The sequence below is a fragment of the Mesorhizobium sp. M1163 genome (genome assembly GCF_040318415.1).
Classification (GTDB): domain Bacteria; phylum Pseudomonadota; class Alphaproteobacteria; order Rhizobiales; family Rhizobiaceae; genus Mesorhizobium.
In genome coordinates this window covers 317120-331503 of sequence record NZ_JAMYMF010000001.1, presented here as the reverse complement: position 1 = coordinate 331503, position 14384 = coordinate 317120, and the positions used below count along the sequence as shown (strand labels likewise).

The 14384-nt window shown below is 59.0% G+C and carries 10 protein-coding genes; 3 read left to right on the top strand and 7 right to left on the bottom strand.

Annotated features, from left to right (window positions below):
* Positions 1–348 precede the first annotated feature (348 nt).
* Positions 349–948: an NADPH-dependent F420 reductase gene (locus NKH43_RS01605; protein ID WP_352856259.1), complete on the bottom strand. Its 600-nt coding sequence runs from the start codon at positions 946–948 to the stop codon at positions 349–351.
* Positions 949–1106: 158 nt separating this feature from the next.
* Complete coding sequence (locus NKH43_RS01600; protein ID WP_352856258.1) at positions 1107–1841, bottom strand: SDR family NAD(P)-dependent oxidoreductase; 735 nt, start codon at positions 1839–1841, stop codon at positions 1107–1109.
* A 268-nt stretch (positions 1842–2109) separates the two neighbouring features.
* Here NKH43_RS01600 and NKH43_RS01595 point away from each other — a divergent pair, with 268 nt between their 5' ends.
* Positions 2110–3006 (top strand): LysR family transcriptional regulator, encoded by an 897-nt coding sequence (locus NKH43_RS01595; protein WP_023716506.1) that lies wholly within the window; start codon positions 2110–2112, stop codon positions 3004–3006.
* Between the two features lie 202 nt (positions 3007–3208).
* Here the strand turns inward: NKH43_RS01595 and NKH43_RS01590 are convergent, their stop codons facing one another.
* The 5 genes from NKH43_RS01590 to NKH43_RS01570 all read right to left on the bottom strand — a co-directional run bounded on the left by NKH43_RS01590 (position 3209) and on the right by NKH43_RS01570 (position 10781).
* Complete coding sequence (locus tag NKH43_RS01590; protein WP_352856257.1) at positions 3209–5434, bottom strand: mechanosensitive ion channel family protein; 2226 nt, start codon at positions 5432–5434, stop codon at positions 3209–3211.
* Positions 5435–5856: 422 nt separating this feature from the next.
* Positions 5857–6939 (bottom strand): adenylate/guanylate cyclase domain-containing protein, encoded by a 1083-nt coding sequence (locus tag NKH43_RS01585; RefSeq protein ID WP_352856256.1) that lies wholly within the window; start codon positions 6937–6939, stop codon positions 5857–5859.
* A 3-nt stretch (positions 6940–6942) separates the two neighbouring features.
* Entirely contained in the window at positions 6943–7434 is a 492-nt protein-coding gene (locus NKH43_RS01580; RefSeq protein ID WP_352482333.1) for a Rab family GTPase, read from the bottom strand.
* 16 nt (positions 7435–7450) lie between these two features.
* Positions 7451–10108, bottom strand: a complete 2658-nt coding sequence (locus NKH43_RS01575) for an OmpA family protein (RefSeq protein ID WP_352482332.1) — start codon at positions 10106–10108, stop codon at positions 7451–7453.
* 7 nt (positions 10109–10115) lie between these two features.
* Entirely contained in the window at positions 10116–10781 is a 666-nt protein-coding gene (locus NKH43_RS01570; protein ID WP_352856255.1) for a DUF3450 domain-containing protein, read from the bottom strand.
* 410 nt (positions 10782–11191) lie between these two features.
* On the opposite strand from NKH43_RS01570, the gene NKH43_RS01565 reads away from it, so the two are divergent.
* On the top strand, positions 11192–11323 hold the full coding sequence (locus NKH43_RS01565; RefSeq protein WP_352482330.1) for a glycosyltransferase: 132 nt from the start codon (positions 11192–11194) through the stop codon (positions 11321–11323).
* A gap of 81 nt (positions 11324–11404) precedes the next feature.
* Entirely contained in the window at positions 11405–14377 is a 2973-nt protein-coding gene (locus tag NKH43_RS01560; RefSeq protein ID WP_352856253.1) for a trifunctional glycosyltransferase/class I SAM-dependent methyltransferase/polysaccharide deacetylase, read from the top strand.
* Positions 14378–14384 lie beyond the last annotated feature (7 nt).

The window sequence follows — 14384 nt, the reverse complement described above, 5'->3', positions numbered from 1 at the left end:
GGATGCATGCCGCGACAGCGACTACATTGTTGTAGCCTTTTCAACAGCGTAGGAATCTGACGGTATTTGGGACGGTATTATGGAATCCATTGATAGAAATTAGATAGGAAAATCAATTTTTTGATGTACCAGTTGATCATCGAGTGGAGTGAAGGGGAGTACCGTGGAGTAGTATCGGATAGCAGAGGACACTCGAGCGAATCCTAGGCCATCGATAGCAGCCGATAGATTCTAGGCGACTCCCAGATCTGCCGCTCTGTCGGGCGCCTCCCCGCTCGGTCGCGCGCTGCTCGAAGAAGTTAGCGCGCGCGACCAGTTCTCGGCGTCGATCACACGGTCGTAGATCGATTACTGCTCCTTCTTGAACAAATCCTGGAAGATGAGCTGGCCCCAAGTGCGGCCGCGTGCGTGCACCAGCGCGCCACCCTCGTTGAGCTTTCCCAGCTTGACGGGTGCGAACCCGAGTTGTTTGGCCAAGGCCGCCACCGGAGCGGTCGCGTCCTCGTCGTCGCTCGACAGAAAGACGACCCGGTGCACGCCCTCGACGATCGGATCGGCAGCCAGGGTGGCCGCAACCAGGTGATTGAACCCTTTCACGAATTTGGCGCCGGTGAACGCCTTCGCGACGAAGGCGGAGGACGGGAGACCGTCCAGCTCTTCAGGGACTGGAAACGCGTTCATCGCGTCGATGACCGTCTTGCCTTTCCAACTCGGCAGGACCTTCGCAACCTCGCGATGCTCCCCGAACGGGACCGCCAAGATGATTGTGTCGGCCTCGAGTGCATCCCGCAGCGACTTGGCGACGACCGTGGGTCCAATCGCCCGAGCCTGCGGCGCCAGCGCCTCGGGCGGCCGGCGGCTCGCGACGGTCACGTCGATGTTTTTACGGGCGAAGGCGTGGGCGAGGGCCTGGCCTATCTTACCGAATCCTACAATAGCGTAGCTCATAGTGCTTCTCCGATCCGTATTGGTCTTGATTCCCCGGCCCTCAACGGCGCTGGGTTATCCGTTCTACTGTGTGGCGTCCTTTGCGTAGACGTCCCGGCGTTCCATCATGGATACGCTAGTTCCCGCCGGTCAGCCGCTTCCCGCGATCCGCCGCGATTTCAGATGGCCGAGAAGCCTCCGTCGACAGACAACTCCAGCCCATTCACGAAGCTCGAATCGTCGGAAGCAAGAAACAGCGCGGCCGTCGCAATTTCCTCAGGACGCCCCATCTTTCCCCGCGGGATCAGGGATTCGAACATCTGCTTCGCCTCCTCGGTGAGAACTTGGTCCTGCATCGGTGTGGCGATCGGCCCCGGGTGCAGCACGTTCACCCGGATATTCCTGCCCTTCAGCTCGTTGAGCCACCCGCGTGCGAATGCGTGCAACGCCGCCTTGCTCGCCGCATACACGCTGTAACCAGGAAAACCTTTCACCGAAGCAACTGATCCGGTCATGAAGATCGATCCGCCATCGTTGAACAGCGGCAATGCCTTTTGCACCGTGAACAGCGTGCCGCGCGTATTCAGGCCGAAGGTCGCATCGAAATGCTGCTCGGTAATCTCGCCCAGTGGGACGGCTTCGCCCGTGCCGGCGCTCGCATACAGGACGTCGATCTTGCCCTTTTCCCGCTTGACTGTATCGAACAGGCGGTCGAGGTCGTCGAGATTGGCCGCATCGCCGCGCACGCCGGTCACGTTCCGGCCGATCAGCTTGACGGCCTCGTCCAGCGCCTCCTGTCTCCGGCCCGTGATGAAAACATAGGCGCCTTCTTCAACGAACCGCTTGGCGCTCGCCAGCGCCATGCCGCTCCATCCACCCGTGATGACTGCAACCTTACCCTCAAGCTTTCCCATGACTTCTCCTTTCGTGGTGTCGGGACAGCATCTGCCTCCGAGAACCTCGAAATGGGTCCGCAGGCGTCAGGTGTTGAGTGCGGAAGCGCGCACATCGGTGGTGCGAAATCGATCCGGCTGGACGACTGAGGCCAGCCGCGACGATCGGCGTCCGCCGTTCGAAATTGGCCCGCGCTCGTCGACATAGGCTATGATGACCGCCCGTACTGCTGTTCGATGTGTTAGATACGGGCTTTGGAAGGCGCACCGCGCGGTGCCGGATTGCACCATGATCGACTGGGATGACGTTCGCTACTTTCTTGCCGTCTCGCGCGGAGGCTCCGTGCGGGCTGCCGCCGAGCGCCTCGGTGTGAACCACTCGACCGTGCTGCGACGCGTCGCCCAGCTCGAGGAACGCCTCGGGGTGCACATGTTCGAAAAGCTGCCTTCGGGCTACCGCCTGACGGCTGCGGGCGAGGAGGTCCTCGAGTTCGCGGACCAGATGGAAGTGTCGTCGCACCTGCTGGAGACGCGCGTCTTCGGGCGCGACCAGAGCGTGCGCGGGCTTCTGCGGGTGACGCTGGCACCGCCCCTCGCGACACACCTGCTCATGCCGGATTTCGCCGATTTCGCGCGTCTGCATCCGGACATCGAGATGGAAATCTTGTCGTCCGGCGAGCTGGCAAATCTGACCAACCGGGAGGCCGACGTCGCGATCCGCGTCGTCTACGACCGCAAAACCCTGCCGCTCAATCTTCACGGCCTGAAGGGACCGGAGCTGTTCGGCGGCGTCTACATGTCTCGCGATCGACTAGCCGCGTGGCGTGCGGGCGCGCCTGATCCCATCCGGTGGATCGTCATAAGCATTCATGGCATCCCGGATTGGGCCAGCGAGGGTGAGGTTCGTACCACGGGGGTTCCGTTCAGGACCACGGACGGCGAGGCGCAGATCGTTGCAGTACGGCAAGGGCTCGGGATGACGACACTGCCGTGCTTCGTCGGAGATGCCGACCCCCTACTGGTGAGGGTGCCGGGCACCGACCTGCACATGTACGGAACGCTCTGGCTTCTCACACAGGGGGAGACACGCAAGACGAAGCGCGTGCGGCTCTTCACCGAGTTCGTATCCCGCAGGCTCGCCGCGTACGCGCCGCTTCTCGCGGGACGGTCCTTATCGCGTGACTGACGCGCGGCAGGTAGCCGATGGCGCTGTCTCGAACGTACCGCTGTATCAACTTACGCAGCCCGATGTAAATCTCGGGACGGACTCTGGTTGTAGACTGCCTCGTGACCGTCTTTTTCGTCTTAACGGTTGAAGATAGAAGAGTATCCCTGCCACGGGCGATGCGCGGAAAGCGACGCTGTGACCGGCAGGTGTCACAGCTTTCCTACTCCGGTGTGCTGGCTTTTTTTCTGCGCCGAATAGTGTGCGACTGCGCAACGGCCATTTTCAACTCGGGTGTGATCTCCAACGGCGCATTCTCTGCCCCATGTGGGTTCTTTAGCCCCTGGACCTGGACGGTCGGAAATGGGAGTTCGATGCCCTGCTCTTTGAAGACTTGGCGGAGGCGTACATAGAATTTGCGTTTCATACCGAAGGCGCCTCCCGGTTTGGTTGTGGCCTTGACCCTCAATACGATGCCGTATTCGCCGAACTCCTGTACGCCCTGCATCTTGATCGGGTCGAGCACCCAGTGTTTGAACTCGGGATCTTCCGCCAGTTCGAGGCCGATCCGCTTGATCAGCTTGCGAGCGAAGTCGATATCGGTGTCATAACCAACGGTGATGTTGAATTTGTCGATAACCCAGTCACGACTCTGGTTCTGGACTGCCCCGAGTTCACCGAAAGGTATCGTGAACAGCGGACCACGATGGTGGCGCAGCTTCACCGAGCGCAGCGAAAAGCTTTCCACAGTACCCTTGTAATTGCCCGATGAAATGTATTCGCCGACACGGAACGCATCATCGAGCAGGAAAAACACGCCTGAAATGACGTCCTTGACGATGGTTTGTGCCCCAAAGCCCACGGCGACGCCGACGACGCCAGCGCCGGCGATCAGCGGGCCGATCTGGATACCCAGCGAGGCGAGCATCATAAGCACCGCCATCACGATGATCGATGCGAGCAGAATGTTCTGGAGGATCGGCAAGAGCGTGTGCAGCCGCGCCTGCTGCGGATCGAGGACCGGGACATCCTCGTCGCTGATCACAGGGTGCGGTGTTTCGATGCCCAGCTTTCGTTCGATCAAAGCTTTGATGATCGACCAGCCGAAATCGGCTGCTAGGGCAATGACCACGACATTGACCAAGCCGCGCAATATGAACGTCGTCGTCGTATCGCTGTCCCGCATGGATTGCATGTCCAGACCCCAGACACGTGCGAGAAAGTAAGCCGCCGCCAAGATGAAAATCATTCGGATTGCGCGATCGATGACAGCGATCGTCACCGCCGGGATCGTAGGCCGGCCGACATCTTCCGAACCTGGTCGCAGAACGAAATTAACCCCGCGCTGCGTCATCACGATTGCAAAAGGCAGGAAGAATGCGGCGAAGGTAAACCAGAAGTATGTATAAAGGCCGGCGATGCGCTGCAGGAACAGGACGACGAAATAAGCAGTCAATAGCCATGTCGCTTCCGTGTGACCGATGTGGCGCGCACCGTCTCGCTGCGTTCTTGGCCGACGCCAAATCGCGAGCAGCAGGAGCACCAGCAGCACGAAGTCGGCGCCCAGTGACAGGACCATCATTCCGTCCTGATCGATGCCGAGACCTGGCAAGAGGATAAACGCGGCGCCGAAGAAAGCGAAGACGCCGACGATCCGGGGTAGCCAATAGGAACAATGGTCAGCCGCTTCGTTGGTGATCGGCAAAGCACGAACCTCGACGGCGTTCTCGACGTTCATGAAGGAAGGGACGAGCATGGCCATGACGTACATGCGCACACCCCATGTAACGACTGCCGCCATCAGAAATGTCAGTACAATCTCGCGGATAAGCATTGGCCAGTCGAACAACATGAACGCGCCGGCGCTGCCCAGTGCGAAAGAGACGATCAGCATGCTGGAATAAAGCATGCGACCACCAATCTTCTTGGCTCGCCCAATCGGCGTATCCTTCGGTTGCGCGATAATCCAAAGACGAAATGGACGGGTGAACTTGAACGTTGCCCAAGTGAGTGCCAGGCCGGCAGCGATGAACATCGCAATCAGCACAAATACGGCGGCTGACCCCTTGCTGGACATATCCTCCATCGTCTCTGCCCGAACGCGCGCGAACTGGCCTGGCAGCAAGGGCAAAGTTCGCACGATTCTTTCGATATGATGCCTGATCCCATCAAGCGTCGAGGATGCCATCGTATTCATCTGGCCGGGTGCGGCCACGGCGCCGGACGATGCGTCGGTCGGCGAAGCTCCTGTCTCGGCAGGCGCTCCCGTTGACCCGGCGTCCTGATTTCGCTGTTCGGCCACCCAGGCCTTCACTGATGGATCGTCGAGAAGCTCGAGCAGCTGTTTGACCCTTTCAGGCGGGGCGGTCGCCGGCGCCTGCGCCTGTGCCTGACCTGTCAACAAAAGGGCGATCCCAAAGACGAGCGGCCTGGCAATCAGGGCAAACATCGCAGTCAGGTCTCCGAGACGCCGTGCCAGGCGCGCCAGGTTCCTGGCCCCCAATCGTCGAGTGATGCGTGGCATCGTGCTGTTAACCTTCCGGTCAGATCGGCTAGCAATGACATCTATGTCCGTTGTTGCCCTACCTTGAAGAAACCGATGTTGCGGTGCAAGACGTCATCGTTTCGACCCAGACCGTTACGCCGGGTACTTCGCGGTGTCTACTTAGCCGCCGGGGGAGGGCATTCCGACCTAGGCCCAGCCTCCAGCCGTTATATGAACTGCGCATCCGTGATGCTGGGCGTAAAAGACCCGGCACCAGGATCCCCCAGGCCAGAACGCGTATGCCGCGGTGGGCATCGCCGACCGAGGCTATGTGATGGAAACTGGGCGCATGACCGTGCAGGGAAGAACGATGGCGACGTCAGATATCAGGATCCGATTTCCCCCGGGAGCCGCCACATTCGCACACGACCTGTACCACGCAATTCCGTTTCCGCGAGTGGGTCGCAAGCAAAATTTGGTCCAAGCAGTTGATGAGTTGCATCCGAAATACGGATTTCATCGGGCTCCGCGGACGTTTGGATACGTGCGGCGAGATTAACGGTGTCGCCCCATAGGTCATAGGCAAACCGCCTTTTGCCTATAACGCCCGCCACGATTGGTCCTGAGTGAATTCCAATTCTGAGTCTTATCGGTTCTCCTGCGAAGCGTTCGAGCTTAACCGCCTTCCGCAGTTCAAGTGCATAGTGCGTAAGGGCTTCCGCATGATCGGATCGCGCGGCGGGCAGGCCAGCGACCACCATCACACAATCGCCGATTGTCTTGATCTTTTCGCAGCCGTATCGCTCCGAGAGCAGATCCGCCGCCTTGAAGAAGTAATTTAAAATAGCGAGCGTCGTCACGGCTCCGACGTTCCGCGCCCTTTCCGTAAAACCGACGATGTCGGCAAAAAGCACACTCACCTCTGCGTAGTTGTCTGCAATTTCTTCGTGCGCTTTTAGCCGCTCCGCGATAGACGCCGGAAGAATGTTGAGGAGCAGGGCTTCGGCGCGCTGGTATTCACGCGACAATCCCTCTTGGCTCGCCCTCAACGCCTCGTTCATCGATTGTAATTTCTCGTTGAGTTGACGCTCCCTCTCTTGCAGGAGCGTCATTTCATAAGCCTTCTGTTGAAGTCGCTGCCTATTGTCGCGTTCGGCAGTGGCGTCAAGAAAGAGCAGCCACACGCAGGCATTGTCAGCAAAAAGATGGAGGTCCGCGACACGCCCGCTGGGCAGTTCGACCATGGCCATATGATATGGAAGCTCCGGGCAGGGCAGCAAACCTTCCATGAATTCAAGCTGCTCGGCAACAGGCTTACCTATGCGAACTGATGAGAGTCCGTAATGTTCAACGTTACCGCCCTTCGCAGCTATGCAAAGCTGGGCGTCGATTTTCAGATATGCGACGGAGTGCTCGTTGTCGAAGAAATCGTAAATCCAGCTTCTGACTTCTCGTGGCAATTCATGCATGGTCTATTTGCTAACCATCGAAGCAAGATGACGAAACGCATCATCAACATGTTCACCCGAAAGCGCACTTGTTAGATAGATTTGCCATCCAAGTTGCCTCAGTTCGTTAATTTCACTATCCGATATTGCCCACCGATCGACCAGATCGGATTTGTTGAACAGCAATACAAACGGCATAGCGCCGAATTCCGCCTCGGCCCGCTCGCGCAACGTGAGCGCCACGGCAAGAGTAGCGGCGCGGGTTCCATCGACGACAAGCACGAGCCCGCTCGCACCTCGCACATAGCTGACGCGGAATGAGCCGATATCGTCTTCGCCGGCCAAATCCCACAAAATCAGATCCACGGTTTTGTCCGGGAATGCGACACTCTTCTTGTCGATTTTCACTCCCACCGTGGTCAAGTAGGTTTCGGAAAAGATGCTTTGCACAAACCTGCGAACCAGACTCGTCTTTCCGACAGCGAACCCGCCCAACATGCAGATCTTCTTTTGCAATATCCTGGGCTCCGCCCTAGTGGAAGTTTACCGTAACCGAAACTCTGCGATTGGCCGAGCTCCCGGTTCGGCTATTTTCAGTCTCCGCTGGCTCAAAGGTGCCCGCGCCGCGAACCAAGAGCAATTCCGGATCGACGCCGCGCTTCTTGAGAAGCGCACGAACTGTTTCCGCGCGCGCGGCGCTGATGGACAATTTGGCCGTTTCACGGCCCGTCTCGTCCGAATGGCCGGTCAACATGAACTGTGCTGTTACGCCTGCCTTGCGGGCGTCCTTGGCCAATTGCTTCAACTGATTCGCCAATTTGTCGAGAACCGGCAGTTGCTCTGGTCCCGGTACAGCCTTGCCAGAATCGAAGAAAATGTCGACCGCTTGAATAGCCTCCCTCAAATGAGTGAGTTCCGGAGGGGTCAACTCACGCAGCTCGGAGATTTCTAGAGAGAGTCCGTCCGCGGACAGCTGTTGGGCGGCGACCCGCGCCCGATCTATCCAGGCGGCAGGAGCCTCACCCTGGGCAACGATGCGATCCTTGATGATCGAAAGCCGTACCGAATCCGGCGGACTCAGCGACGCCATCAGCCGCTTCAGCACGAACTTCGGATCAAGGCTCTGATAGAATTGCCACTGCGAATGAACGCGAGCAGGATCGACCCCTGTTCCGGACAGCAGAGCCTGCGGGTTGGCGGCCTGCGGGTCTCTCAGGCCGGAAATATAGAAATGTCCGCCCCTCGCCGTTTGTTGGGCGACGATGATGCCCGCTTGGGCCTCCAGTCGCGACACATAAGTCTGCCAGTGCTCCGCCGCGCGTGCTTCGGGGCTCACATCACGAACCTTGGAGATGTCGAATTCCGGTCCGCCTGCCGAAAGCTGTCGGGCCGCTGCGCGCGCCCGATCTATCCAGGTGTCGGGAGCCTCACCCTCGGCAACGATGCGATCCTCGACGATCGAAAGCCGAACCGATTTCGGCGGGGTCAGCGACACCATCAGCCGCTTCAGGACGAACTCCGGATCAAGGCTCTGATAGAATTGCCACTGCGAATGAACGCGGGCGGGATCGACCTCCGTTCCGGACAGCAGAGCCTGCGGGTCGGCGGCAAGCGGGTCTCTCAGGCCGGAAATATAGAAATGTCCGCCCCTCACCGTTTGTTGGGCGACGATGATTCCCGGTTGGGCCTCCAGTCGCGACACATAAGTCTGCCAGTGCTCCGCCGCGCGTGCTTCGGGGCTCACATCACGAACTCTGGAGATGTCGAATTCCGGTCCGCCTGCCGAAAGCTGTCGGGCCGCTGCGCGTGCGCGATCTATCCAGCTGTCGGAAGCCTCACCCTCGGCAACGATGCGATGATTGACGATCGAAAGCCGAACCGATTTCGGCGGGGTCAGCGACACCATCAGCCGCTTCAACACGAACTCCGGATCAAGGCTCTGATAGAATTGCCAGCGTGAATGAACGCGGGCAGGATCGACCTGCGTTCCGGCCAACAGCGACTGCGGGTCGGCGGCAAGCGGGTCTCTCAGGCCGGCAATATAGAATTGGCCATCGCGCACCTTTTGTTCGGCAACGATGATGCCCGGCTGGGTCCCCAGTCGCGACACATACGCCTGCCAGCGCTGCCCGGATTGCCAGGAAAGAAAGAACCAACCGCCTGCGGGAATCAAAACCAGCAGGACTGCAGCCACTACCAGCCACGGAAATCCCTGGTTTGATTCCTCCTGCTTCAGTTCAACGCAGGTCTGCAACTGCGTCTCTACGCCGGCCAACTGCGAACTGTCGCCGTCAAACTGCTCTAGAGCCTGTGAGCATTCATCATGGATGCGAAGCAATACATCGCGAATTATTTCATGTAATTCCTCCGGCGGATTTCCCCGGATCACCGCAACCAAGGTCGCAAACGGTCCAACTTCCGACCAGAGACGAAGCTCCCCGAAACGAATAGTGTCCAGGCCGCTCTGTTCTTTCTCGTTAAATGAGTCTTTTACAAAATCTTGAATTGCACTAAGCATAGAAGAAATGAGTTGAGGATCTTCGCTAGTTGCATTATCGGCAGTTACATGCGCTATCAAAAGCCCGGAATTGCGATTGATGAGGAAGACGTGTTCCACACGATAGACAAGAGAATGCTTAAGAACAACTTCTGAGAAGCTTGCTCCTGTTCTCCAAGCTTCAAGTCTCCACTTGAGTCCATGCCAGGTAAATATATGTCTTAAAGTTTCATTCAGCGATTGAAAGGTTTGGTCGATCTTTTCGCCGATCGACTTGCGAATAGCCGGCAGAAACACCGGGTACAATATATCCGTAAGCGTACGCGGGCTCTTCTGGATGGACCGTTGCACGGCCCTCTCGACAGCCGGCGCAAGGGCCTCTCCGAGTTGCGCATGAAGCGCACGTGCGGCTGCACTGGGGAGAACGCTCCCCACTGCAGCCGCAAGCTGCTCGGGTTCGTCGAGCAGGTGCGTAACTCGTGAAAGCTCCGAAATTTCGCGACCGACCAGCAACTGGCGAAGCGTTTCCATGCGAGGATCGGCGGTCGGGATTCCGTCGAGACGCGCACGATAGTCCGGATCAACGTTCCGGGCAATTTCGATCAAAAGGCGAGCCAGAGCCTCGCGATCAATCTCTGTATCGTTCGAAGCTGTTCTTTGAGGAAGGCTGATTGGGTCGACGGTTGACGTCAAGTTCCGATCAACTCACTTTCCAGCTACGCTCCGAGTTGCTCTTGCTGCCGACGGGATCCTGATTTAAGCATTTTGCAACCTCGACAAACAGGCCAGCCAAAAGATTTCGGTCGGTCTTGACATTGCCGAGATCGGAAAACATTTTCTCCATCAGCATCTGAATGCTTTCATTCTTTTGCTTGATTTCCTCACGCAGCAAATGGTCGTTTCGATTTATCCGGTCCGCAACTTCGCGCTCAAGCTCGCTCAACTGATCCGACAACGCGCGCACCTGCTTTTCAAGCGCCTGATTTTGCTCGCGAAGATTCCGGTCAATCTCCTTGTCGGCGTCGGCTCGCGCGTCTTTTTCGTTCCGCAATTGTGCCGCAAGCGAGTCGACCTGCTTCTTTGCATTTGACTCGTACATTTCAAGATTGCGCTTGGCCTCGGATTCGACATCCTTGAAGCGCTGCAAGACCCGTTCTTCAAGCTTGGAAAAGCGGCGGTCATAGTCCTGCATCTGGTTGCCGAACAGCAGATCACGTATCTTGTCGACACCTACAGCGTCGCTGGGGGCCCCGCTCTCGCGAGCCTGGCCCGCCATGAAGGTCAGCCCGTTTCCGTCTGCATTACTTATCAGATTTGCGTCCGCTTTATTTGCCGAAGAAGCGGTACTCGAAGATTCCTTGGCCATCCCATGCCCCTTCTTTTGAACATTGTCACAGCGCTAATTTAGCAACTGATAAACATGTCAGCAAAATAGCCAACCCGCAAGCCGGAATCTTCTCGGCTTAAGTCGGTTCGTGCGTCCCCATTCGGGTAGATTTCGACATGGGGGTCGATCCGGATCAGCTTACGCTCCCGTCTCGCCCGCGATCATCTTTTTGCAGATGAAATGCGCGAAAGGAAATGCCCCAGCGCATCGGCCTCAGTTCTAAGCCGTCGGGCATGCGCGCTTGCCATTCGGCCTGTCTTCAAGTCTTTTTCGCCTGCCTCTAATTCGCCCCGATCTTGACAGGGCAGTGCTGCCAGCCGATGCCGTCATCCGGTTTTGACATTCGCCGACTCTTGCCGAAGAAAACGAAAGCTCGATGATCCAGGACAATGCTACCGCAAGGCGGTGTGGTACCGAGGGTCAATGCCGAGCAAACCGTCGGCGCAGCGCTCGCCGGCATCCGCCGGCAGACCTACCAGATACTGGATATAGTCGTGGTAGACGATGGGTCGACGGACTGATTGGCGTCGATTGTGACGGCCTACGCCGAGAAAGATCGACGCATCTTGTGCTACCTTCGAACCAGGCGCGGGTAAGACGGCGTGGCGCATAATCCCTTGGTTTCAATCGTGGTTCCTGCGCACAACGCGGAGGTAACGCTGGCGCGCGCACTCGATTGCCTTCTCGATCAGGAAATTGTGGATTGGGAGGCGATCATCGTCGACGACGCCTCCACGGACCGCACCCCCGCGATCATCGCCGGTTATGTGCAGCACGATGCCCGATTTCGGATGTTGAGCTCATGCGCGCATAGCGCCGCCGGCGCGCGCAATAGCGGGATGGCGACAGCACGCGGCCACTGGCTCATGTTTCTGGATGCGGACGATTGGGTGGATGCCAGCTTCCTTGCTAAAATGCTGGCCGCACTTGAAGCCGCGCCCGATGCGGTCGCCGCCTATTGCGGTTCCCGGCGCGTGATGCCCGATGGCGAACTCACCCCGTCGAGCATCACAACGGACGTTGCGATCCACCCCTTCGAGACATTCGCCCGCCGGTGTGCCATCGCCATTCACGCGCTGCTGGTCGACCGGGAGACAATTGTCGAGTTGGGCGGTTTCGATGTGTCGCTGCGCACCTGCGAGGACTGGGATCTGTGGCAGCGCCTCGCACGTCTAGGCAAAAATTGGGTGATGGTCGACGAGCCGCTCGCTTTCCGTCGGATCAGCCCCAACTCGCTCAGCCGCAATTCGACGCAGATGCTGGCGGATGCGGAAATCGTGATCACCCGCGGTTTTTCTGCTGATCCCAGGGTCAAACACCCAGCATCGGCTCACGCCAATGGAGCGATCGAGGCGAACGGCCGCACCGCTTCCGAAGCACTCGCATGGTTCGCGTTGTGGAACGCCGCGTCGGATTGCGGCTGCGGCTCGGCCTCGATCAACCCGCAGTCCCTGCGCGCGCTCCCGCCAGGACGTAAGTGGGCGCGTGAGATCGCCAAGGTGGTCTTCGATGGCCTTATGGCAGGAAGCCTGTCGGTGCCAGCGCAATTGGCTGCCAGGTGGGACAGGTTCGGCGGCTCCCTCACCGAATTGATCATCGAACTCGGCAAGGTCGGGGACGATCCCGTAGCGGGTCGCCGCGTCCAGTATCACCTTGAGCAAATGCTTCTCGACTTCGACGACCTTGCCGCACCGCGCAGACTGGCGCGGACACTCGGAATTCGCGTCGACGCTCGAAATCCGACCTCGATCGAACTTCCGGAAGGAATCGATCAAATTTATGCCTATCTGATGATGGATGGCCAGATCGAGGCTTTCGTACAGTTCGGCGTACTCGGGAAAGTGACAAGGCGTCATTGGACTGAATTGATCCTGAATTTCGTGCCCCCTGAGCGGCTTATGCACAGTGCCGCGCCGCTTGCGAGGCGATCGCCTATGCATGCACCGCAAAAGGGCGTCGGTGCCGACAAGTCAGACATATTTGCAGCCGAGGCATTGTTGTCCATAGCGGGACGCGGGTCTGATCGGGACAGCCATTTCGGCAAACTCGCGGGATTGGCCGCGGAAGCGCAGGCGCTGGTTGGGTCGAGCGCCGAAACTAAAGAGCCTCTTGCAGCGCCGCGCCGTGCACGGGCCGCGGATGGGCACGACAATGATCGCACGTCTTTCTGGAATCGCCATTTCGCGACCGAGGATCCCTGGAACTACGGCTCGCCCTATGAGCAGGAAAAATATGAGCGGCAGCTCGAAATTTTGCCTGCCGGTCCCATCGGACGGGCGCTTGAGCTGGGCTGCGCGGAGGGCCACTTCACGCGTCAGCTGGCGCCGCGGGTGGGCCATTTGACCGCAACTGACATCTCCGCCGTAGCCATCGGGCGGGCGCGCGCGCGATGCGGCGATCAGCCGAACGTTGAGTTCGGCGTACTGGATTTCTCCGCCGACACGCTGCCGGGTGAGATGGATCTGATCGTCTGTTCGGAAGTGCTCTACTACCTGGATGATCTCGCCGAGTTGCGGCGCATCGCCAAAAAACTCGTTGAGGCGTTGGCGCCTGGCGGCAGTTTCATCAGCGCACACGCGTTCGTGCTACGTGACAATATCGAAAGGACGGGCTTCGACTGGAACACATTCGGTGCACAAGCGATCTCAGAGACGCTGGCAGCGACCGACGGCCTCGTCCTCGAGCAATCGATCCAGACCGAGCTCTACCGCATAGACCGCTTCCGCCGCCTGTCACCAGGCGACGTGGCGACGGAACCGATGATTGATCACGTGCCAATCCGCGCGCCCGTCGAAATCGGGGTCGCGCGGAAAATCGTCTGGGGCGGGGCGCGGGCCTTGCGCCGCGACGTCGCACGTAGCGAGCGGCGACAGCGTATCCCTGTCCTCATGTATCACAGCGTCTCCGATGAAGGTCCAGCCGCGCTCGCCCGTTTTCGGCTCACCCCCGCCGCATTCGCCAGCCAGATGGCATGGCTGCGCGCCAATGGCTTTCACGCGATTAGGTCCGAGCAGCTGGAATGGTTCATCGCCAACCGTCAGCCTTTCGTTGGCCGCCCAGTGCTCATCACCTTCGATGACGGCTTCCAGAACTTTGCCGACCATGCCTGGCCGACCTTGCGCGCGAACGACCTGACCGCGGAAGTGTTCCTGGTGACGGACCTGGTGGGTGAAAGTGCACAGTGGGACGCCTACAGTGGCCCGCCGACGCAGCTTATGGACGCCAGGACAGTGCGACGCCTCGCCGGCGAAGGTGCGTTCTTCGGAAGCCATCTGGCGACGCATCGCGCGATCGATGGTCTGTCGAGCTCTGACTTGGCCGCCGAACTCCTGCGCTCTCGTATGTTCATCGAACGGTGGACCGGTCGGCCAACCACGGCGTTCGCGGCACCCTTCTCGGTCACCGACCGACGGCTTGGCAGGCTGGCCAAGGAGTGCGGCTATCGGATCGGCTTCGGCGGCAGACACGGGCCGGCGGACCTCGATTGCGATCCCATCGACCTTCCGCGGATCGAGATTCGCGGGGATCGCTCGCTCGATTACTTTGTTGCCCGTATCGAGGCCGTGCTCGAATGAACGGTGA

What these genes read in the sequence shown, in the direction of transcription:
- NKH43_RS01585 (WP_352856256.1), bottom strand. Translation starts at nt 6,939, where the DNA reads ATGCATGAATTGCCACGAGAAGTCAGAAGCTGGATTTACGATTTCTTC.
- NKH43_RS01605 (WP_352856259.1), bottom strand. Translation starts at nt 948, where the DNA reads ATGAGCTACGCTATTGTAGGATTCGGTAAGATAGGCCAGGCCCTCGCC.
- NKH43_RS01595 (WP_023716506.1), top strand. Translation starts at nt 2,110, where the DNA reads ATGATCGACTGGGATGACGTTCGCTACTTTCTTGCCGTCTCGCGCGGA.
- NKH43_RS01600 (WP_352856258.1), bottom strand. Translation starts at nt 1,841, where the DNA reads ATGGGAAAGCTTGAGGGTAAGGTTGCAGTCATCACGGGTGGATGGAGC.
- NKH43_RS01570 (WP_352856255.1), bottom strand. Translation starts at nt 10,781, where the DNA reads ATGGCCAAGGAATCTTCGAGTACCGCTTCTTCGGCAAATAAAGCGGAC.
- NKH43_RS01590 (WP_352856257.1), bottom strand. Translation starts at nt 5,434, where the DNA reads ATGTTTGCCCTGATTGCCAGGCCGCTCGTCTTTGGGATCGCCCTTTTG.
- NKH43_RS01565 (WP_352482330.1), top strand. Translation starts at nt 11,192, where the DNA reads ATGCTACCGCAAGGCGGTGTGGTACCGAGGGTCAATGCCGAGCAAACC.